18 protein-coding genes are annotated in these 19,570 nt (G+C 68.6%); 13 read left to right on the top strand and 5 right to left on the bottom strand.

The window, feature by feature from the left end:
• Position 1: 1 nt before the first annotated feature.
• Positions 2-1,045, bottom strand: coding sequence for a hypothetical protein (locus tag QHF84_RS38180; RefSeq protein WP_281318475.1), 1,044 nt, complete (start codon positions 1,043-1,045; stop codon positions 2-4).
• A 99-nt stretch (positions 1,046-1,144) separates the two neighbouring features.
• Between QHF84_RS38180 and QHF84_RS38175 the strand changes: the two genes are divergently transcribed.
• The 3 genes from QHF84_RS38175 (at position 1,145) to QHF84_RS38165 (ending at position 3,168) form a co-directional block, all read left to right on the top strand.
• Positions 1,145-1,828 (top strand): hypothetical protein, encoded by a 684-nt coding sequence (locus QHF84_RS38175; RefSeq protein WP_281318474.1) that lies wholly within the window; start codon positions 1,145-1,147, stop codon positions 1,826-1,828.
• On the top strand, positions 1,825-2,523 hold the full coding sequence (locus tag QHF84_RS38170) for a hypothetical protein (protein ID WP_281318473.1): 699 nt from the start codon (positions 1,825-1,827) through the stop codon (positions 2,521-2,523). Before QHF84_RS38175 ends, QHF84_RS38170 begins: the two co-directional genes overlap by 4 nt.
• A gap of 69 nt (positions 2,524-2,592) precedes the next feature.
• The gene (locus QHF84_RS38165) at positions 2,593-3,168 is read left to right on the top strand and encodes a hypothetical protein (protein WP_281318472.1); all 576 of its coding nucleotides are present in this window, start codon (positions 2,593-2,595) and stop codon (positions 3,166-3,168) included.
• 369 nt (positions 3,169-3,537) lie between these two features.
• Here QHF84_RS38165 and QHF84_RS38160 read toward each other — a convergent pair whose 3' ends face one another.
• Both QHF84_RS38160 and QHF84_RS38155 read right to left on the bottom strand, forming a co-directional pair.
• Positions 3,538-5,520 carry a hypothetical protein gene (locus QHF84_RS38160; RefSeq protein WP_281318471.1) on the bottom strand — a complete coding sequence of 661 codons (1,983 nt, stop codon included), beginning with the start codon at positions 5,518-5,520 and terminating at the stop codon, positions 3,538-3,540.
• An 86-nt stretch (positions 5,521-5,606) separates the two neighbouring features.
• Positions 5,607-6,461 carry a hypothetical protein gene (locus QHF84_RS38155; RefSeq protein ID WP_281318470.1) on the bottom strand — a complete coding sequence of 285 codons (855 nt, stop codon included), beginning with the start codon at positions 6,459-6,461 and terminating at the stop codon, positions 5,607-5,609.
• Between the two features lie 243 nt (positions 6,462-6,704).
• On the opposite strand from QHF84_RS38155, the gene QHF84_RS38150 reads away from it, so the two are divergent.
• The 3 genes from QHF84_RS38150 (at position 6,705) to QHF84_RS38140 (ending at position 8,759) form a co-directional block, all read left to right on the top strand.
• Complete coding sequence (locus QHF84_RS38150) at positions 6,705-7,436, top strand: VOC family protein (RefSeq protein ID WP_281318469.1); 732 nt, start codon at positions 6,705-6,707, stop codon at positions 7,434-7,436.
• A gap of 81 nt (positions 7,437-7,517) precedes the next feature.
• Positions 7,518-7,886, top strand: coding sequence for a copper-binding protein (locus QHF84_RS38145; protein WP_281318468.1), 369 nt, complete (start codon positions 7,518-7,520; stop codon positions 7,884-7,886).
• Positions 7,887-7,994: 108 nt separating this feature from the next.
• The gene (locus tag QHF84_RS38140) at positions 7,995-8,759 is read left to right on the top strand and encodes a Uma2 family endonuclease (RefSeq protein ID WP_281318530.1); all 765 of its coding nucleotides are present in this window, start codon (positions 7,995-7,997) and stop codon (positions 8,757-8,759) included.
• A 4-nt stretch (positions 8,760-8,763) separates the two neighbouring features.
• Here the strand turns inward: QHF84_RS38140 and QHF84_RS38135 are convergent, their stop codons facing one another.
• Positions 8,764-9,816, bottom strand: coding sequence for a C2 domain-containing protein (locus tag QHF84_RS38135; protein WP_281318467.1), 1,053 nt, complete (start codon positions 9,814-9,816; stop codon positions 8,764-8,766).
• Positions 9,817-9,905: 89 nt separating this feature from the next.
• On the opposite strand from QHF84_RS38135, the gene QHF84_RS38130 reads away from it, so the two are divergent.
• Positions 9,906-10,814 carry a zinc ribbon domain-containing protein gene (locus QHF84_RS38130; protein WP_281318466.1) on the top strand — a complete coding sequence of 303 codons (909 nt, stop codon included), beginning with the start codon at positions 9,906-9,908 and terminating at the stop codon, positions 10,812-10,814.
• A gap of 18 nt (positions 10,815-10,832) precedes the next feature.
• On the opposite strand, the gene QHF84_RS38125 is transcribed toward QHF84_RS38130, so the two are convergent.
• Entirely contained in the window at positions 10,833-12,776 is a 1,944-nt protein-coding gene (locus QHF84_RS38125) for a multicopper oxidase domain-containing protein (RefSeq protein WP_281318465.1), read from the bottom strand.
• Positions 12,777-12,975: 199 nt separating this feature from the next.
• On the opposite strand from QHF84_RS38125, the gene QHF84_RS38120 reads away from it, so the two are divergent.
• Genes QHF84_RS38120 through QHF84_RS38095 form a run of 6 tightly spaced genes read left to right on the top strand, consistent with a single transcriptional unit; the run spans position 12,976 to position 19,536 of the window.
• The gene (locus QHF84_RS38120) at positions 12,976-14,505 is read left to right on the top strand and encodes a MoxR family ATPase (protein ID WP_281318464.1); all 1,530 of its coding nucleotides are present in this window, start codon (positions 12,976-12,978) and stop codon (positions 14,503-14,505) included.
• A complete protein-coding gene (locus tag QHF84_RS38115; protein WP_281318463.1) occupies positions 14,502-15,392 on the top strand; it encodes a hypothetical protein in 891 nt (296 codons plus the stop codon). Before QHF84_RS38120 ends, QHF84_RS38115 begins: the two co-directional genes overlap by 4 nt.
• Positions 15,389-17,050 carry a hypothetical protein gene (locus QHF84_RS38110; protein WP_281318462.1) on the top strand — a complete coding sequence of 554 codons (1,662 nt, stop codon included), beginning with the start codon at positions 15,389-15,391 and terminating at the stop codon, positions 17,048-17,050. The genes QHF84_RS38115 and QHF84_RS38110 overlap by 4 nt, the downstream gene beginning before the upstream one ends.
• A gap of 4 nt (positions 17,051-17,054) precedes the next feature.
• A complete protein-coding gene (locus QHF84_RS38105) occupies positions 17,055-17,642 on the top strand; it encodes a hypothetical protein (protein WP_281318461.1) in 588 nt (195 codons plus the stop codon).
• Between the two features lie 43 nt (positions 17,643-17,685).
• Positions 17,686-18,378: a hypothetical protein gene (locus QHF84_RS38100; RefSeq protein WP_281318460.1), complete on the top strand. Its 693-nt coding sequence runs from the start codon at positions 17,686-17,688 to the stop codon at positions 18,376-18,378.
• A 33-nt stretch (positions 18,379-18,411) separates the two neighbouring features.
• Positions 18,412-19,536 carry a hypothetical protein gene (locus QHF84_RS38095; protein WP_281318459.1) on the top strand — a complete coding sequence of 375 codons (1,125 nt, stop codon included), beginning with the start codon at positions 18,412-18,414 and terminating at the stop codon, positions 19,534-19,536.
• Positions 19,537-19,570 lie beyond the last annotated feature (34 nt).

Raw genomic sequence — 19,570 nt, 5'->3', positions numbered from 1 at the left:
CCTAAAATCGACCGACGACGCCGCCGCCTCGAGGCCCGATCCACGGGGTCACGTGGGCCTTCGCCGGCGCTTTCCGGGGCGATGGTTTCGAGACGACGAACAGCACCACGCCGGTGATCGCCAATGCGCCGCCCGCGGCGAGGCCGACGATCCCGATGGTTCCTTTCTTGTTCGCGTCGTCGTCGAGCGCGCGCACCGCGTCCGCCGGCGCGCCCCAGCAGCCGACGCCGCACGCGTCGAACGCCTCGTCCGCCTCCGCGCGTTTCGCCAGCGACAGCCCCCCGAATACGCCGAAGGCCCCGAGCCCCGCCACGCCGAGCCCCATCAGCACGACCCCCGCGATCCGCCCCGGGCTCGTCTTGCCGGGCGACTGCTCCCGCCCATCTCCGGGCACCGTCGGCCCCACGGGCGGCTGCGCGGGCGTGATCGGCTCGGCGTTCGCGACGGGCGCGAGTTCCAGCACCACGGCCGCTTTATCGCCTTCCTTGATGGTCACGCTCTTCTCGGGCGCCGCCATGCCCTCGGCCGTGGCGCGCAGGAGGTGCGTGCCCGGATCGATCGGGCTCGGGATGCCGAGCAGAGCTGCGGGGAGGGGCTTCTCATCGACCGTGACGACGACGTTTTTCGCCTCGGGCGTGGTGCTCACCTGGAGCGAGGGGATCCGCGGCGAGAGCTCGGCGAGCTCTTTCTCGGCGTCGACCTTGGCGAGCTTGAACGCGGCAGGCGCCTTCGGGCCGAGGACCTCGCGCACGACGGAGAGGTAGGCCTCCTTCGCGAGGACGAGCTTTCCGAGGGCGACGTACGAGCGCGCGAGCATGAGCACGTGCGTCGGCGCGTGAAAGAGCGCCTCGGCGCGCAGGAACATGTCGACGGCTTCGTCGTAACGCGACTCCTTGAACGCGGCCGTGCCCTTCTCGGTGGCGGCGCGGGCGCCGGCTTTCGCCTCGGCGTTCGCGATGGGCTCCTCGGCGTGGACGGGCGAGGGCGCGAGCGTGGCGCTCACGATGAGGCCTGCTGCGAGGAGCGCGCGGACGCCGAGCTTCATGGGAGGGCGGAGTCTACGTGAGAAGGCGCGGAACTGGCAAATTGTCCTTTACGGGGCGCTGTGGCGGTGCGAAAACATGCAATTGCAGAGGTGCCGCGTATGGCGATGGCGAGCCCGTGGGGCGCGAGCAAGGCAATCTTCGTGGCCGGGTCCCTCGGGATCCTTTCCGGTTGCGGCAGCTACACGTCCGACTACGTGCCGCCGCAGGACGGACGCGCCCGCGTCCTCTGGGACGACGATCACGTCGTCGCCTCGATGCCGAGCGAAATCTCGAAGCCGAACTGCAGCGAGGCCGTCCGGAACCTGCCGGCCGACCCGAAGGAATATTCGACGTATTACGGGGGATCGACAGGCGTCGTTTATTACCGTCCCTGGATCCGGATTCGCCCCGCGCCCTTGATCATCGTGAGCTCCGGCGGCGCCTCGAACGCCCCGCGGACCATCAGCCGGGCGCCGGCGGACCCCACGGTCGGCGGCTCCTCGGGCGGCAGTTCGGGCAGCTTCAGCGGGCCGGGCGGGGGCGGCGGCGTCAAGGGCGGCGGCGGCAAGAGCGGCGGCGGCGGAGGCGGGGGAGGCGGCGGCGGCGACCTGGGCAAGGCCGCAGTCGTGCTCGCAGTCGTCGCGCTCCTGACGCTCCCGATCATCACGCTGAGCCTCGGCCTCAGCCGTCCGGAGCCCGAGGGCGACGTCGCGAATGCAATCGACGAAGTCAATGCATACAACGACCTCGCGCGTCTGCCCGACTCGCCGTGCGTGGCCCAGCCTGCGGAGGCAGCCCAATGAGCGCGCGTCATGCATTCATGGTCGTCGGGCTCTCGGCGCTCGCACTCGCAGGCTGCGGATCCGGCCTCACGGTCGTCGAGCCGCGCGTGCTCGCCCCGAACGAGCTCACACTCCGCTACGACAACGAATTCCAGGTTCATTCGCCGCAAGGTATCGTCGCGACCGGCGTGCGTTATCGAGGCCTCGCCGAATACGTAGCCTGCGTGCCCGACGCCGAGCGGCACGCACTCGCAGCCGAGTCCGCAGGCGACACGGCCATAGGGCTCACCATCGCAGGCATCACCCTCGGCGTAGGCGGCATGGGCGGGCTCGCCGGCCTCGCCTACCAGCGCGACCCCGACCTCATGTGGGGCCTTTTGCTCGGCGGCATCGGCGTCGAAGTCATCGGCCTCGTGATGACGGCCGTCGGTCGCGCCACGAAGATCGACGCACACGGCCACGCTGTCGACGCAGTCAACTATTACAACGACGCCGTGGGCAGCCTCGGCGGCCGTTGTGGCCCACGCGGCGCCGAAATGCCGCAACCGGAATACATCGACCCGCCCGCGCCGCCAGCCGCACCTGGTCCAATTCGTCCAGTGCCCGTGCAGCCCGAAGTGCCCATCCTGCCGCCCGCATTGCCGGAGCCAGAGGGGACCACGCCGCGTCAACCCGAGGATCTCCCGCCCGAGCGAATCATCCTCGACAATCCGTGAGCACCTGAAACGAGGCGACGCGGCAAAAAAACGGATACATCGGTCCGCCTCGTGTCATAACGCGCGCCCATGCGCAGCTTTCACATCATCGCCGCTCTGGGCATCCTCGTCTTCGAAGCAGCCTGCGGCGGCAAGGTCGTCATCGATCGCGACGGACAAGGCGGGAACGAGCCGATCGACCCAGGGCCGTCCGAGGTTTGTTCGTCCTATTGCAGCGTACAGGCCGAGCTGGGGTGCACGGAGGACGTGGCCACGTGCGTCAGCATTTGCAAAACGAACCTCGATGCCGTGGGCTCCTGCGCCCCAAGCCTCGGCGCCGTCATCACCTGCTCGACGCAGAACGCCTCGCCGCCGCCAAACTGCAGCGAGCTCCCGCCAGTATGCACCGACGAGGTCGAGGCCTTCCAGACCTGCGTGGCGTCAGCCCCATGCACGAGCTTCGGCAACTGCCAGGTATCCGCCGGGCACTGCAACTGCACGAACGAATGCAGCGGCGCGCTCGTCGAATCGGACTGCGACACGAAACCCGGAGGCACGTGCACCTGCCGCTTCAACGGTGAGGTCGTCGGGACCTGCGCTCCGACGTACGCGAAGTGCGACAACCTGATCGGCTGCTGCGCCGGCCTCTTCGCCGCGAGCCATTGATTCGCCGGCTGTAGCGTAGCGCCGGGGTTTCACCCCGGACCCCGACCAGGGGTTGTCCACCCCTGGACCCGGACCAGCGCAAGCGCTGGACTCGGGGTCGATGAACTGAGCGATGCGCAGTTCATCGAACAGCCGGTGGCAAGACCGGCGACGACCCCGCCAGCCAAGACAGCAGCGCTGACGGTTCCGCCTGAAACCGACCTCCGCGGTCTTGCCACCGGCCTGTGGGAAAAACTGCGCGTAGCGCAGTTTTTCCCCCAAAGGTCCAGGGCTTGCCCTGGTTCGGGTCGAGGGGCGAACAGCCCCCGCGGGGCCCGGGGCAGCGCCCCGGCGCAGCGGCCCAGGAAAAGCCTGCGGGGCAATGCCCTCTCAGAGATCCATCTTGAGCAGCCGGCCTTCAGGCTTCGACGCGTCGAGCAGTGGCTCTAGAAGGTACGGCGCCTTCTGCATTTCTTTCGGCGGCGGTGCTGTCGTGGTCACGACGTACTGGAACGCGGGCGAACCGTTCGAGCTCTCCTCCAGGTGCCGTGCGTAGAGGAACAGCCGCTCGTAGATGCGCCCGTCCATGTCTGCTTCGCGTGGCCCGTCGTGCACGAGCAGACCGGGGAGTTGACCGTATCCGTCCACGGAGAGCTTCATCGCTGCGAGGTCGAATGCGAGCAGCTTGATCGTCTGCATCGCTGCGCCGTCTCGCTCGCCGCGGTCCTCGACGCGTAGCTCGAGCCGCCGGCCCTTCACCTCCACGCGTGCTTCCACGTGATCGCCGAGCAAGGCTCGCACGACCTCGCGGAACCGCTCCGAGATCCTTGCCTCGGCTTCCTCCTGCTCGCGCCGTAGTGCTGCTTGACGCTCCGATGAGGCCTTCACGGCGTCTGCCACGACCACGAGCCGCTCCGTGTTCGCGTCTGCTTCGCGCTCGGCTGCTGTCATGTAGCCGTAGAGACGCTCGACCTCCTCGATCGCTGCTCGCTCCCGTGCGATGCGCTTCTCCTCTGCGGACAACGCGCTTCGCTGCCGCGCGTGCTCGGCTGCTGCCTCCTTCTGCGCGGACCGTGCCTCCGCGAGCGTGCGCTTCGCTTCCATCACCGCCTCGGCGAGCGCCTTCTTTCCTTCGCGTGTGATCGGCGTGGCGGCTGGATGCGATGCCGCGAGCGGACAGCCCTTCGCGATCGCCACGTCGAGCGGCACGCTGCACACGCCTGCGTGCACCGGCAGCGGCGCCTTCGCTCCTTCTTCTGCCTCGCGCTTCTTCTCGCTCGGCCGCTTCGCCTCCTCGCGACGCGCTTCTGCCTCGCGCAGCGCCTCCACCCGCACGCCGCATGCCTCGGCTGCTTGCCGCGCGGCCTCCTCGGCTTGCTCCACTGCGAGCGCTTGCGCTGCGAGCGCTTCCTCTGCGGCTGCGACGTTCTCCTTCCGCCGCGCCACCGTCTCGCGGAAGCGCGCTGCGAACAGCGGCCCTGCGTCGCTCGTGTCGTCCTCGACCCCGAGCAGCCGCGCGAGCCTGCGCCGATCCTCTGCGGCGCGATCTGCGAGCCTCGGCGCTCGCTCTTCGAGGCTCTGCTTCTCCAGCGCGAGATCCTCGTAGCGACGTTGCGCCTCGCTCTCCTCGTCCGACATCAGCGTGCAGAGCGCCCGCAGCACCACGTGCCGATCGTCCGTCACGAGCCGCGGGCTCTCCGACTCGCTCGACGGATCCCGCCACTCCACGAGCCCTGCGAACCGCGACTCCTGATCTCGCGTCATCCACGGCAGCACGTGCTCCCACGCGATCGGCTCGCGCTGATGCGGCAGCTCCTTCACCGGCACGGGCTCCATCACCACGCGCCGGATGTCCGCGAGGAAATCCTGGTACCCGCCGCGCCCACGCTCGGCGAGCGCCTCTGCGAACGACATCCCGCGCGCTGCGAACGGATGCAGACCGAGCCCGAACGGACGCCCCACGATCCAGCGCGCTTCGCCCACCACGATCGTCGCCACGACCCAGCCGTCCGGCAGCGCCTCGCGAATCTTCTCCTGCCCGCGCGTCGTGCCGAACCGGTGCTCGCCGAGCAGGTAGCGCAGCATGCGGCAGAACGTGGTCTTGCCGGCCGTGTGCCCCGTGATCTGCCCGTCGCCGAGACGGTTCTCGATGTCCTCGGGCGTGGGCGGGGCCCAGAGCACGTTCAGGCCTTTGCGCAGCGTGAGGTGCCGGATGATCGACGCCTCGGACGCGTCGTAGTCACGGAGCAGCCAGACCTCGGCGACCCAGACGAGCGGCTCGTCGCGGCCCTTCTTGATCGGCGCGGAGGGAGGCGGGGCGGGGGGCTCGAAACCTCCGAAGAGATCGAGCTGTTGCATGCGGCGCTTGGTCATGACTTCGAGAGCGGGTGTGCGACGCTACCCCACGTTTTCGCGACTGTCTCCGGAAAGGTGTTCTCGTGCTGTCCTGCGCGTGGCGGCTAGTCCTTCAGCGCGAGCAGGGTCCGATCGAGCTCATCGGCCATCTTGGTGAGTTCCTCCACGGTCACGCCGAGCTCCTTGCTCGCCTTGGCGTCGGAGACGGCGCCGTCCTCCACGAGCAGGGCCGCGTACCGCTGCGCGAGCTTCGACGAACGCTGCAGCGTGCCGCGCAGATCGAGGGCGAGCTCCGGATCGTTCATGAGCCCCTCGAGGGACGCGAGCACGCGCAGCGCGCGCACCTGGCCCGGCGCCTCCTTCGTCTTGCCCTTCGGTTTCCCCTTCGCCGGGATGTCGTCGTCGTCCTCGTCGTCCTCGTCGCCGTCGAACCCGGGCAGGCCACGTTTGTCCTCGATCCGGGCGAGCATCTCCTCGACGGGGACGAGCGGCACGTCGTTCGGAAAGACGAGCGCGCCTTCGCCGGCGCGCGGCAGGAGGTAACGCAAGGTCGAGACGAGGCCGCGGCACGGGCCGACCTCGAGGTCCGAGGCCCGGTCGAGCGTGAGGACGGACTTGCAGGCGCGGTAGCGCGCGAGGATGGGCTTGGGGAGCGAGCGCTTGGCGAGCGCGTAGGCCGCCTGGAGCTCGGAGACGGGCGGGATTTCGCCGCCGGCGGCGACCTCGGGCACGCTCTCGTCCTCGTCGATCCGATCGACGTGCTCGTCGATGTAGGCCTCGAGGTGACGCTCGTACTCGTCGGCGAGCGCGGCGATCGCGCGGGGCGAGAGGGGGCTGTAGACGAACCAGATGGCGCTCACGAAGCCGTCCCATACCACGGGATGGCCGGCGCGCGAGCGGAAGCGGCCGAGGAAGCGGTGCTCGAACCGCTTGCGCTGGGGCGTTGCCCCAGGCCCCACCCGGGGCTATCCGCCCCGGGACCCGGACCAGCGCAAGCGCTGGACTCGGGGTCGATGAACTGCGCGGTGCGCAGTTCATCGAATAGGTCGAGGCAAGACCGGCGAGAGAGCCTGCCAACGAAGAGGGGGATCTCTTCGAGCGGCAACGTTGTTCCTGGTCTTGCCATCGGCCTGTGGGAAGAACCGGGCGAGGCGCGGTTCTTCAGGGCTCGCCCTGGTGCGGGTCGAGTGAGGCGAACGACGATGACGAACGGGTTTTGCTGGTACGAGCTCAGGACGACGGACACGGGCGCGGCGCAGGCGTTTTATACCGACGTGCTCGGGTTTCGAATGCAAGGACCGCTGTTTTTCCGCGGCGACCGACCGATGGCCGGATGTTCGCCGTTGCCCGAGCGCGCCGCGGCCCGGGGCGCTCCGGCGCATTGGCTCGGGCATATTGCCGTTCGTGACGTCGAGGGCCTTTCGCGTCGCATCCTCGCCGAAGGAGGGGAGCAGCTCGGACCGACGCGCACGCTCGAAAGCGGCGCGACGCGCGTGATCCTGCGCGACCCGTTCGGCTCGGTCCTCGCGCTCGTCTCGTCGATCCACACCCCGAGCGGCGACGTGGTCGTCTGGCACGACCTCAACACGCGGGACCATGCGCGTGCGTGGGCCCTCTATTCGGACCTCTTCGGCTGGAAGGAGACCGAAACCGTGGATCTCGGCTCGGAGCTCGGCGCGTATTTGAAATTTTCGTGGGACGAAGGCGGGCCGAGCGTGGGTGGTATGGTCAGCAGCGCTCGATTGCCCCACGTCCACCCGCACTGGCTCTTTTATTTCCACGTGGAGGATCTCGACGAAGCGCTCGCCAAGGTGCGCTCGCACGGAGGCAAGGTGCTCGCTCCGCGGCAGCTCCCGAGCGGCGATCTTGTCGCCGTCTGCGACGACCCGCAGGGCGCCGCGTTTGCCCTGCATGCGCCCGCGCCGCGGGGCTAGGTTCGTCCGCCCCCGCTGCCGCGCCGGCCTCCGCCTTCGCTTCTGCTCCCGCTTTGGCCTCCTCGGTGGTAAAGCATCCGCATGCGCCTGATTTCCAGTCATCGAACGAGCCCGACGGTCCTTTTGACCATCGCGGCGGTGCTGCTCGCGGCCGCGCCTGCCTGTTCGCGCTCGCAGGAGCCCTCCGGCGGCGGCGCCGTCCCGACCGCCGCCCCGAGCGCGACGTACTCGACGCGCGGCAAGGTGCGCGCGATCGGCGAGAAGAAGGACAACATCACGATCGCCCACGAGGACATCCCCGGCTACATGAAGGCGATGACGATGATGTTCGAGGTCGCCAAGCCCGAGCTTTTGCGCGACGTGAAGGTCGGCGACGACGTGTCGTTCACGTTCTCGGATCGGGACGGGCGGCTCTTCGTCGAGTCGATCTCGCCCGCGGCGCCGAAGTAGTCGGGGGGGTGTGTCGACGGGCCCGTTTGTCTCGGCTTTTTGGCCCCTCGACGTCACAAAAACAGCCTGTTCCCCGCCATTTTTCGTGGTATCGTCTTCAACGTGACGATGCGCCCGACGAAGCTCTTCGCCCCCGGCCCGTTTCAGGCCCAGCAGCTCCGCTCGGGAGACCCGTACGAGCTCTCGAATGGCCATCCGATCCTGTGTCTGCCGACGGGCGGGCGCGGCGCGCGGGCGAACCTGCTCGGCGGCACGGTGCTGGAGACGGATCCGGCCGTCGAGCAGGCAGGCGTGGACGCAGGGTTTTCCCCGGAGCCGGGGACGATGCGCGCGCCGGACGTGGCCGTGGGCAACGTGCCGGACGTGCCCGGCTGGGTGCAGGGCGCGCCGCCGCTCGCGGTGGAATACGCGGATCGCGGGCAGGACGAGGAAGAGCTGCAATCGAAGATCGCCGAGCTCCTCGCGGCGGGTACGCAGCACGTGTGGGTCGTATGGCTCACGGGCCCGCGAAGGGTCGAGGTGTACACGCCGGGCCAGAAGGTTCGTACCGTGCGGCCGGGCGAATCCCTCGAGGCGCCGGGGATCCTGAAGAACCCCGTCCCCGTCGAGGCCCTGTACGACCGCGAGGCTGCGCACGAGGTCACGCTGCGCAACCTCTTGCAGCGCCGCGGCTACGAGAGCCTGGAGGCCGTGCGTCAGGGAGGCCAGCTCACCCACGCGCGCGCCGTTCTCCGCCGTCAGCTCGGCAAGCGCGGGCTCACCCTCGACGCAGCCCAGGAAGCTCGCATCAACGGGACGACCGACCTCGAGACCCTCGACCGCTGGCTCGATCAGACGCTCGTCGCGAAGACCATCGACGAAGCCCTGCGCTGACCCTTCACGGAAACGTCCCGCACGGCGTCGTCGTCTTCCCCTCGGACCACTCGGCCGGCAGCGGCCCCGCCACCTTCACGGTGAACGTCGCGTTCCCCTCGTTGTTGCGCGGATCCCCGTCGTTCAGCCCCACCCAGACGAGCCCGGGCGTGCGCGCCACGAACCTCGCGCAAGGCGCGACGATCGCACCCATTCGCGCGTCTCCGCCTCCGACCGCGGCGATGCCGGCCCCGTGCGGCGCCGATCGGAACGGCTCGTTCTCGAAGTTCGGGTCGTGTGGCTCGTTCTCGAAATACCCGCGCGGATCGATCCACGCGCCGCGACCCGTCCCGATCCGGTATTGCCCTCGCGCCGAGATCTCGACCACCTCGCCCGCGCGAATCGGCCGCATCGACACGAGCGCGCCGCCCGCCTGCGCCGTCACCGCCGCCTCGGCCGTCTCCATCGGGTTCGTATAGGCCATCACGGCGAGATCCATCCGCATCACGCCCCCGCCGCTCATCGAAAACACGGGCCGCGTCGCCTGCGCCGCGAGCAGCTCCTGCCGGCCGAGCTTCACCCCGCCGATCACCTCCGCCCCGGACCCGTCCCGATCCACCACCGCCAGCGTGATGCCCTCGGCCGGAATCGAATTTGTCGGAATCACGAATTCGCCATGAAACGTCGTTTGCATCGAGTCGTGCGCGGTCGGCGTCTGGTAATGGGCCGCGCTGCCCACGCCGAGCAGCACCACGAGATCGGGCAGCCGCGGGTCGGCGTTCGCGGGCCGCGGGCGTGGATCGATGGGGCAGAGCGCCTCGGCGCCTTTGCCCGTGATCGGATCGGTCGTGGCCATCACGCGGCCGAGCATGCCGCACGCCGTGCCGTCGGTCGGCTGGGGCTCGATGTCGTCCCAGGGCACCTGCGTGCCTGGCCGGAGCGGCGTCACCTCCACCGTGTCGACGCGGACGACGAGCCAGGGCGGCTCCTGGAAAGCACTCGGGGTCCCCGGCTCTGCCGTCGGCTCGGCGCAGGCCGCGGCGAGGAGCACGAGCGAAACGAATCCGATCCGGCGCATGCCCCACCGTACGCCAGAACGAGCGGGAAGGGTAGGGGACGAGGCGACTTGCTCTCCGCGCGCCCCGCGTGATACGCCAAACGCCCATAATGACGTCGCACGCCAAGGAGCCCATCCGCGGACGCGCGCCCACCTGCCCGACGTGCGGCGCGCCTTTGCCCATCGAGCTCGGCGACGCCCGCGTCCGCTGCCGCCATTGCGGCGCCGTCACGCCCCTCGACGAAGGCCTCCGCAAGGCCATGCTCGCCTACGTCGGCGATGTCGTCGCCGTGGCCAGGAAAGAGCTGCAGGCGCGGTTCGTCGCAGCATTTTACGAGCAAAACGCCAAGGCCGCCAAGCCCGTCATCTTCGGCGCGATCGGCTTTGCCACCTTTCTCACGTTCGGCTTCGTCGCGGGGGCCATCACGGGGCAGGCCGGGGTGGGCCTCCCGCTCCTCTATTTCGGCATTCTGTTCGGCGGCTGGGTTCTGTCGCTCGCTGCTTTCACGCGCGGCTGGGGCATCATGTACGATCTCCCGGACCTCGAGCACCTCGCCGCGACGGGGATCGTCCGCTGCGACGGGTGCGGCGCCATGCATTCGTTCCGCGCCGGCGAGGCCATCTCGGATTGCAAACATTGCCGAAGCCGCCTCCTCGTCCCATTCTCGCTCGCCGCGAGCCTGCTCGGCGAGGCGCGCGCCTCGAAAGATCGCGCGGACAGAGAGCAAGCGCAGAGCTACGATCGAGCCGCGAAGGCCGGGGATCGCCTCGTCGGCGTCTCGGTGTTCCTCGTCTTTTTTGGCGTCCTCGCCGCCGTCGTCGCGGTCATCGCCCTGGGCCGTCCCGAGGGGCCCGAGGTCACGCGAGGCGAGATGTGGCTCTCGTTCCTCGGCACGTTCGTCCTGTCGTTCGTCCTCATGTGGCGCAGCACGAAGCGCGGAATGCAGAAGCGGAAGGAGCTCGACGCCCAGGTCGACGTGATGGCCCGGCGCGCGGGCGAATCGGCGCGCCGGGGCTGACGTCGCGGGCGCTCGGGATCACGGACCGCAGAGCGCGGGATTCGGCGCGGGCGGCAGCGGGAATGCGTCCGTCGCTTCCTTGGCGAACTGGCACTGGAGATCCTCGGCCTTGCACCCGGCCTGGCTGATGCAATTGCCGGCGGCGTCCGTGCCCTGGCAAAGACAGGCCGTATCGCCCTCCGGGCAGATCTCGACGAGCTCCATCATGCCCATGTCCTCGTGGTTCAGTTTGTGGCAATGCAGCACGAACTGCCCCGAGAACTTGCGGAAATTCGTCAAGATCTGCCGCGGCCCGTCCTCCGCCTGCACCCAGAACGTGTCACGCCAGTGCGGGAAGTTCGGCTCCTTGTTCGAATCGTTCGCGCAGACGAGGTACGGATTGATGTGAATGTGGAACGGATGCCCGTCGAACGCGCGGATCTCCCATTTCTCCGTCGTGCCGACCTCCATCACCCGGTCGCTGCGATATCCCCAGGCGCGCCGATCGTCGAAGCGGCGACAACTGATGTTCGGGGCGGGGCAGATGCACGTCGGCGCGTCGGGATCGATGCCGTGCATGTGATCACTCGGATTGCACGATCCGAGCTCGGCGGGTTTTTCCGGGTCGGGCTGCTCGCCCGGCGTCGGGACGAGCAGCGCGATCTTCTGGTGGATCTTGTCGACCGATTCGCAACTCGCCTCCATCATCTGGCCGTCGACCTTGCCCATGAACGTCGTCGGCGGCGCGATGGCCGCGAGGGCCGACTCCTCCGGCATGTTCGTCTCCGTCGGCGCCCCGTTCTCCGGATCCACGTCGAAGATCGCCACGAGGCTCCCGGCCAGATCGGACGGGCGCCGTCCCACGAGGCAAAGCGTCGTCTTCTCGGCCGGCATTTTCACGACGGCCTCGATACGATAGCCGGGGGATACCCACATCGTATCGCTCACGTAAAACTTCGGCAGCGTGATGCCGTCGCGGGCGATCTGCGTGATCTCGATCGAATGCAGTGTGTCGAACGAGCCGCACGTCGGATCCTCCGACGGGTGGAGCTTCATCCCGAGCTCGTTCGGCGTGCCGGCGTGCACGATCCGCAGGCGCTCGACCTGATTCGGCGACGTCTTGATGTGCGGCAGGAGCTTGCCGTTCACGAGCGTCGGCTTCGAATCGTCCTCCGCCGCCTCGAAATCGTTCGCCGAGAGCGTGTCCTCGGAGCAAGCCTCTCCGTCCGCGAGCGGCCGCGTCGATTCGACGTTGATGGGCACGCCGCCGAGCACCATGATTCGCTCCTTCGCCTTGGCGATCCCGGGCACCTCGTCGAGATCCCCCTCGATGATGAGCGTGCCCGCGGCGCCGTTCGTCACCTGGATGGCCGTCGATCCATGGATGTGCGGGTGATACCAGTTGAAGCCCGCGTGGTGCGTCCCGTCCTCGTCGAGATCCCAGCGGTATTGCGCCATCTCGCCGGGCGGCACCTCGTGCAGCACGTCGTCGGCGTGGTACCGCGCGTCCGGCCCGCAGCCCGAGCCCTCGCACGAATCCCCCGCCGCGGGTGTCGCGTAGTTCGGCTGGACGTGCAAGCCGTGCGCGTGCAGGTTCGTCAGGTTGAAATCGTGGCACGTGACCGCCGACGTATTCGCGGCGCCGGCCACGAGCCGATAATCGGATCGCTCGAAATCGTTGTGCAGGTTGACCCGCACCTTGCGATCGGTCCCTGCCGCGACGCGGATCGTCGGCCCTGGAATCGAGCCATTGTACGTCCGCAGGCAATATCGTTTCCCACCGATCTTCACCTCGCTCGGCGCGAGACGCAGCTCGTGGACCCCCGCCGCGTTCGGCGCGAGCTCCGGCGGGTTTTCGAAGATCTCGGGCGGCCCGGCCGGCGTCTCCGCTTCGTCCGAGCACCCGCCGAGCGCCGCGCTCAGCAAAAGGAACGCGTATCGACCTGCGCGCCGAATCGGTAAGGCAAGATTGCGCTGCTTCATGGTGTCCCTCCACGCCCGGCTTCGAGCGCCGGTGATTCGTTGCTTCCGGGCCTTCCGAGGTCGACTGTAGACGATTCGGCGTGCTCTCCGATGTCCACAGGTGGTCACCGGGTGGACAGGATCCGGCCAGCGTGCGCCGTGGCTTTTGGCGAGCCGACCTGCCCAAGATCCACGAGCTCTGGCATAGTCGTGGTCACGAATGGATCCTCATCGCCTCGTCGCTTCGTGGCTCGACGGCCGTGCCCGCGTCGAAAAGGACGGCGCGCTCGTCCTCGGACCGCGGAGGAGTGCGGGCCTCTCGGGCAAGCTCCGCCGCGCCTACACGTGGATCGTCGAACAAGCCCTCGTGTGCCCGTACCTCGACATGGAGCTCGGCGAATCGACGACGCTCGGCAAGGGCGAAGCGCGTGTCGATCTCGGCCGCGCCGCGCACGCCTCGTACGTCCTCCTGCCGCTCCTTTGCCTCGTCACCTCGCAGCGCCTGCTCTTCGTCGGCGCCCCGGGCCGCGGCAAGACCACCATGGCCACGATCATGGCTGCGCTCGCGGGCATTCCGCTCGACGAGATCCGCCGCATCGTCCAGCACGGCCATCCCCAGCTCACCACGGCCGATCTGCTCGGCAGCCCCTTGCCCGCGAGCCTCGTCAAGGCCGAGGAGTCGCGCGAGATCCGCGTCGAGTGGCGCCGCTGGATCGGCAAGCGCGTCAAGATCATCGACGAGTACAACCGCATCCCCACGAAGACCCAGTCCGCGCTGCTCTCGCTCCTCGCCGAGGGCTACGCCGAGAGCTTCGAGCAGGTCGCGCTCGTGGGCAAATCCGCCTGGTATCTCACGGCGAACGAGGACTCCGGCGGCGGCACGTTCCAGGTCATCGAGGCCCTCAAGGATCGCATCGACGTCGTCGTCCGCGCCCCGCCGTTCCATGCTCGCTCCCTCGACGCCCTCGCCGAGCGTGTCGCCACGGCGCGCCCGCCCGAGACGCGCATCCCTGCCGACGTCGTCTTCTCCGCGGAGGAGCTCGACCAGGCCGAGGCCGAGATCCGCGCCGTCCCGATCCCCGAGAGCGTGCTCGACGTGCTCGGGTTCTTCGCGGGCCAGCTCGATTTTTGCCGCAGGGCCTCGGACGTCCTCGAATACCGCAACAAGGACACGCTCCACCTCGCGGGCAAGAAGGTCGCGCACGTGTGCAACGAGGATTGCCCGCTCGACAAGAACGTCCACGTCTGCACGCAGACCGAAAACGGCGTCTCGGCGCGTGCGCTCCAGGCCATCCTGCTCTTCGCCAAGGCCCTCGCGTATTTCCGCGGCAAGAGCGAGGTCACCGCGACCGACGTGCGCCTCGTCTTGCCCTTCACGCTCTTCGACAAACTGCGCCCGAATCCGCAGAGTGCGTTCTTTCAGAAGGCCGAAGCCCGCGTCCTTTTGCTCGATCGGGCCACGTGGATCACGCGCCTCTTCGATCAAGCGGCCGTCCAGCACGCGGCCTACGCGCCGCTCCGCGCGAGCGTGCGCGAACTCCAGGCCGAGGCCGAGGCGAGCGTGCTCGGCACGACCACCGCCGAGCTCAAGCGCCGCGTGGGCAAGGTGCAACGCGCGATGGAGGAGCTGCTCAAGCGCGCCGATCTCTCGGGTCCGATCTACGAGGATCTCGTGCTCCTGAAGAGCATCCATGAGTCCTACCAACGCAGGCTCGCCGCCGCCGAGCGCCTGGAAGGAGGTGCTCCGTGAGTGACCTCGAAGCGCTGGCGACCCACCATTTGCGGGAGGGAGAGCGCCGTTTTTCACGCTGGGACGGCGCGCTTTTCGAAGCGCTCGTCGTGGGTCCGGGCAAGCGGCTCGCGGCGGGCCTCGACGGATCCGAGAGCTCGTTGCGTGCGTTCGAGGCGTGGCTCGGGCTCGTGGTCGAGGCGATCGGGCTCGGCTACATCCGGCCCGGCGTCGCTCCCGAGGGCGATACGCCGCGCGCGCGCAGGCCCGAAAACCTCGTGGAATGGCTGTTCGTGGACATGCTCCCGGAGAGCCTGCCCGCGGCACCGATCGAGGCCCGCATGGGCTTGCTCGCGAAGGCGTGGAACCTCGGCGAAGGCCTCTTCGGCGAGCCTCCGTGGCTGAACCTCTGCGTCGCCTCCGCGATGGCCGCGCCGAGCGCCGTAGCGAGCCCCGGCGCGCGGTTCGACCTCGAAGGCCGCCTCCTCCGCATCCTCGACGCCGCGCTCGCGCCGCGCGCCCGCTCCACGTGGAAAGGCCCGTTCGCGGTGCGGACGATCGATCTGCGCGAGGTCGAGTCCGCGTTCCTCCCGGGCCGCGTGCATTTCGGCGCGCCCACGCTCGTCTGCGTCCACGATCGCAAGCGGCCCGATCTCTCCGCCGGTGTGCTCCTCGGCGCGCGCGGCGCCCCGAACCTCGCGTTCCGCTCGCCTTGCCTCGCCGACAAAGTCGAGGCGGATCCGAGCTTGCCCACGGTCACGCTCGGCCAGGGCGTCGTGTACGTGAGCGACACGAAGGTCCCGCTCCCGCACTGGAAACGTGGGCACAGCGTGGCTGCCTCGCGCGCGGGCTTCGTCGTCGCGACCGCGCTCGACTCGCAGCGCCTCTGGCTCGTGGAGAGCCCTTGAGCGCGCGGGAGCTCGTCGCTTCCCTCGCGGCGCGCGCCTTCCCGCGCGCGCTCGCGCGTTACTCGCCGTACCTCCTCCTCGGCGAGCCCGTCGTGGATCCCGAGGGCGACACGTTCGCCCGCATCGACCTCGCCTCGCGCACGATCCGCCTCGGCGCGCGCCCCATCACCGAGGCCTCGCTCGAAGACGCGCTCGAAGCACTGATCGCCCACGAGATCGGCCACCACGTCGCGTTTCCCGGCAACCCCGTCGAGCACGCGCGCCTCCTCCTGCTCGAACGCACGTTCCTGCCGCGCCTGCCGCGCTCGCTCATGGGGCCCTTTTACGATCTGCTCGTCGACGAGCGGCTCGGCCGGGGTTTGCCCTCGATCGAGGACGACCTCTGCCGCATCCTCGTGGCGCGCGGCGCGCGTTCGCCCGACGACGTGCTCTTCACGTTCCAGCGCGCCGTGATCGAAGAGCTCTGGCAACGAAGGGAAGGGGAGCTGCTCGGGACGAATGCCGCCGCCTTCGAGCGTGCTTTTCCGGACCACCGCCTCGACGCGAAGCTCGTCGCGGAAAACCTCTTCGCGTTCGCGCCCGACGTCACGCTCCAGTACCTTTATTTCGCCTCGATCGCCTGGCGATACGCCATGGCGAGCCCCGCGCCAAAACATGCGGGCGAAGGCGACTGCGCCGAAGGCGATCCCTCCGCCGAAGACCTCGCCGCGGCGCTCGTGCCGAAGAAGGGCGAAAAGGCGGCGATCGAGCGGGCGATCCGCGAAGGTTTTTTCCCCAAAGACCTCGCCGAAAAACTCGCCGATCAGAGCCTCGAACGCCGCGCGGGCGCGATGCCCGGCGACGGCGCGGGCAAATCCGAGCTGCTCACGACGGCCATGGCGGCCCATTACCGGCGCGAAGCCGAAAAATACCTTTTCCGCCCGCCGCCCGCCCGCGTCTTCGCCGACGCGCTCGTGCCCACCACGCACCTCGAATGGGAGCCTGGTGATCCCGTCGCCGACATCGACTGGGTCGCCACGCTCCTCCGCCGCGGCGAGACGCTCGGCGCCGCGATGCCGCTGCTCCGCGAGCGTATCGCCGACGAGGAGGGCCAGAGCACGCCGTCGTTCCTCGGCCGCACCGAGATCTACCTCGACGTGAGCGGCTCCATGCCCGACCCGAAACGCGCCCTCAACGCGATGACCCTCGCCGCGCAGATCCTGGCGACCGGCACGATCCGCGCAGGCGGCGCGGCGCGCGCGCTCGTCTATTCGGTGGGCCACGAAAAGGCGTGGGACTTCTGCCGCTCCGAGCGCGTGCTCTCGAAGTTTTTGATGCGCTATATCGGCGGCGGTACGCAATTCCCCTTCGACGTCCTCGCCGCGTCCGTCGAGGAGACTCGCTCCGAGCAGCCGATCCGCGTGATCATCACCGATAGCGATTTCGACGCGAATTACGACGCGCACCGGCAAAACGCGGGCATTTTTGCGCGCGCGGCCGAGCGCTCGCCGGCATTCGTGCTGCTCCTCCACGCGCCGAACCGCGAGAAGGTGCGCAGGTACGAGCAAGCCGGGGCGCGTGTCGTCACCGTGCGCGCGCTCCTCGATTTTCCGCGTGTCGCGGCCGAGCTTGCATTTTCCCTGTTCGACGACCCGGGCAAGACCAACCCCAGCGGATAGAGCCATGTCTTTTCTGAAAAACTGGACCGCGAAGCCCGCCGCCGCGCCTGCTGCGCAAGACGCTCGCCTCCTGCCGGAGAGCGTGCCGATCGAGCTCGCGCCGATCCTCGCCGCATTCGCCCAGGTCCTCGCGGAGATCGAGCCTGCCGCGCTGGATGTCGACGTCGCGCGGGCCAAGCTCGCTGATCTCTGCCGTGATCTCGGAATCGAGCCTGTCGATCCGCTGGAGCTCGATTCGATTGCGGCAGGGCTCGATCGCGGCGCTGTCGAGCGACTCGCGCTGCTCGTGCTCGTCCTCGAACGGCGCGTGATCCCCGAGCGGGCGCTGAAGCGCATTCTCGAAGGTCGCGCGCGCACCGCGGCGCGGGAAGGCCTTTTCGACGTCGCGCGCGCCTCCGGCCTCGTGACGCTCGATCTCCTCCGCCAAAGCCCGCTGCGCCGCGAGGAGCTCGCGCGCAGGCTCGTCCTCGGGCTCGGCGCGTCCGTCGCGGGGGAGAGCCTCGCCGAGGCGCGCGCGGCGCTCGAACGGCTCGATTACGGGCGGCTGATGGCCGAGGCAGAGCGGGCGCGGCGGGGGGTGGGGAAGGGGTGAGGCCGGAGAGACGGGTCGGATGCCGGCAATGACGTTCCCGCGCGTGAGGACCATCTTCTCCTTCGGGCTCCTCGCTTGCGCAACGGTGGCGCTCACGCCGCTCGGCTGCGGGGCCACGGTCAGACAACTGGCGCAGCAGGACGACCGCCCGCGTGTCCCCGACGCCACCGCGGAGCGCCTACGCGCATGCGTCGACGAGCTCGGCGGCGAGCTCAGGGGCGGATACTACACATTCGACGTCACGGTGAAGGTCGACGAAGACGGCCACGTCGCGGATGTGGAGAGCAAAGGCGTGCCCCATACGGAGCTCGCGACATGCATGCGGATCGCGCTGCGAGGCATGACCGTCCCGGAGGAGCTCCTCAGGCTGCGCAAGCTGCGCCTTTCCGAGTCGACCGCTCCGCCGGCCGAGCGTGGGCTCGTCGGGCACCCTGCGCTCGTGGTCGTGGCGATCGCCCTCGCCGACCTCATCATCGAGGCGGCCCCCATCGTCGTCGTGATCGCCGCGTCGGTGGAGATTGGCAAGTCGGAGATTGCGGAGGCGGGTCGGAAGAAAAAAGATGACATATGCACTGCCCACCTGAAGGATTGCCTGATGTCTGATCTGGCGGGCAAACGTGGGGAACATTGGAGAGCAACGTTATGCTACGCGTGCCACAAGCAATGCCGACCCAACAAGGAATGGCCTAAGAAGCCCATCCCACTAGGCGACGAACTCGTGTCATGTCAGTACTAGCAACAATTGCATAATGGTAGCGATGGGACGAACATGACCACGAAAGACGAAACAATCGACGCGTTCGGCGGGGAGTTCACCACAGCCAACGTCATGCTCTTCGTGAAATCGCTGGAGCGGACCCGGACCTTCGCCGAGGCCGTCGAGGACCATCGCCGACTCGAGGCGGAGTTCGTGGCGCGCGCAGGCGACAACGAACTTGCTGTGCTCGACACGAGGCAACGCATCGCCGAGACCATCCTCTCGCTCGCCCACGAGAAGCGTGCGCCCTTCGATGTCTGCCGCGAGGCCTGGAACGAGGCGGTTCGCCTCGGCTTCACGGGCCCCTTCGAAAGGGACACGTCGGCCTGGTTCTACGCGGATTGCTGCCTGTATGACGAAAAAACCGAGGAGGGGCTCGCCGTGCTCGAACCGCTCATCGCCGAGCTCGAGCGCGGATTCGAGGAAGCCAAGGCGGCGCAGAAATCCACGGCCTTTTACGAACAGGAGCTGGAGAAACTGCGTGACCTCCAGGGCGCGCTCCTGGCCCAGCAAAGGGGCGAGCCGAGCCCGGAGCGAAGCACGCGGCGGATCGACGAGGCAAACCCTCCCACCCCGGAAGAGGAGAGGAGCGATGCGCTCTGGGACGAGTTCTCCGAAGCGTGCCTCGCCGTTTACAAAACCTTCGCGAGGACACGGGAGCGGAGCTTCACCGACGTCGCCGCCGATTACAAGCGGGTCGAGGCGGAGTTCACGGCGCGCGCCGGCGAGGACGAAGCCACCCAGGACCTCGTGCTCAGCGTGAAGGGGCGCATCGCCGACGATCTGCTCAGGGCAGCAACCATGCTCGAACAGCCCTTCGAGGTTTGCCGCGAGGCCTGGAACGAGGTGGTCCGCCTGGGCTTCTCGGATCTCTGGGAACAATGCTGGATGGCGGAAAGGTATGTGCGAGCCTGCTTGCGCACCCACAAGCCCGAGGAGGGGCTCGCCGTGCTCGAACCCCTCATCGCGGAGCTCGAGCGTGGTCTCGAAGCGGAGCTCGCGCGACGGAGCGAGGCGCGGGCGAAGGGCGAGGTTCCCATGCAGGCAGGCCTGACCCCGACGTATTACCGAGACATGCTCAGTTCTTTTGTCGAGCTCCGGGACAGGCTCGAAGCCGCGGCGGCGGGGAAGGGGTGAGCGTCGCCAAGACGACAGCGCCCACCCTCCCTGC

The organism is Polyangium sp. y55x31, from assembly GCF_029946505.1.
In the GTDB taxonomy this organism is placed as follows: domain Bacteria; phylum Myxococcota_A; class Polyangia; order Polyangiales; family Polyangiaceae; genus Polyangium.
Note: the sequence above shows the minus strand (reverse complement) of the source record. Positions and strands in the feature narration are given on the sequence as shown.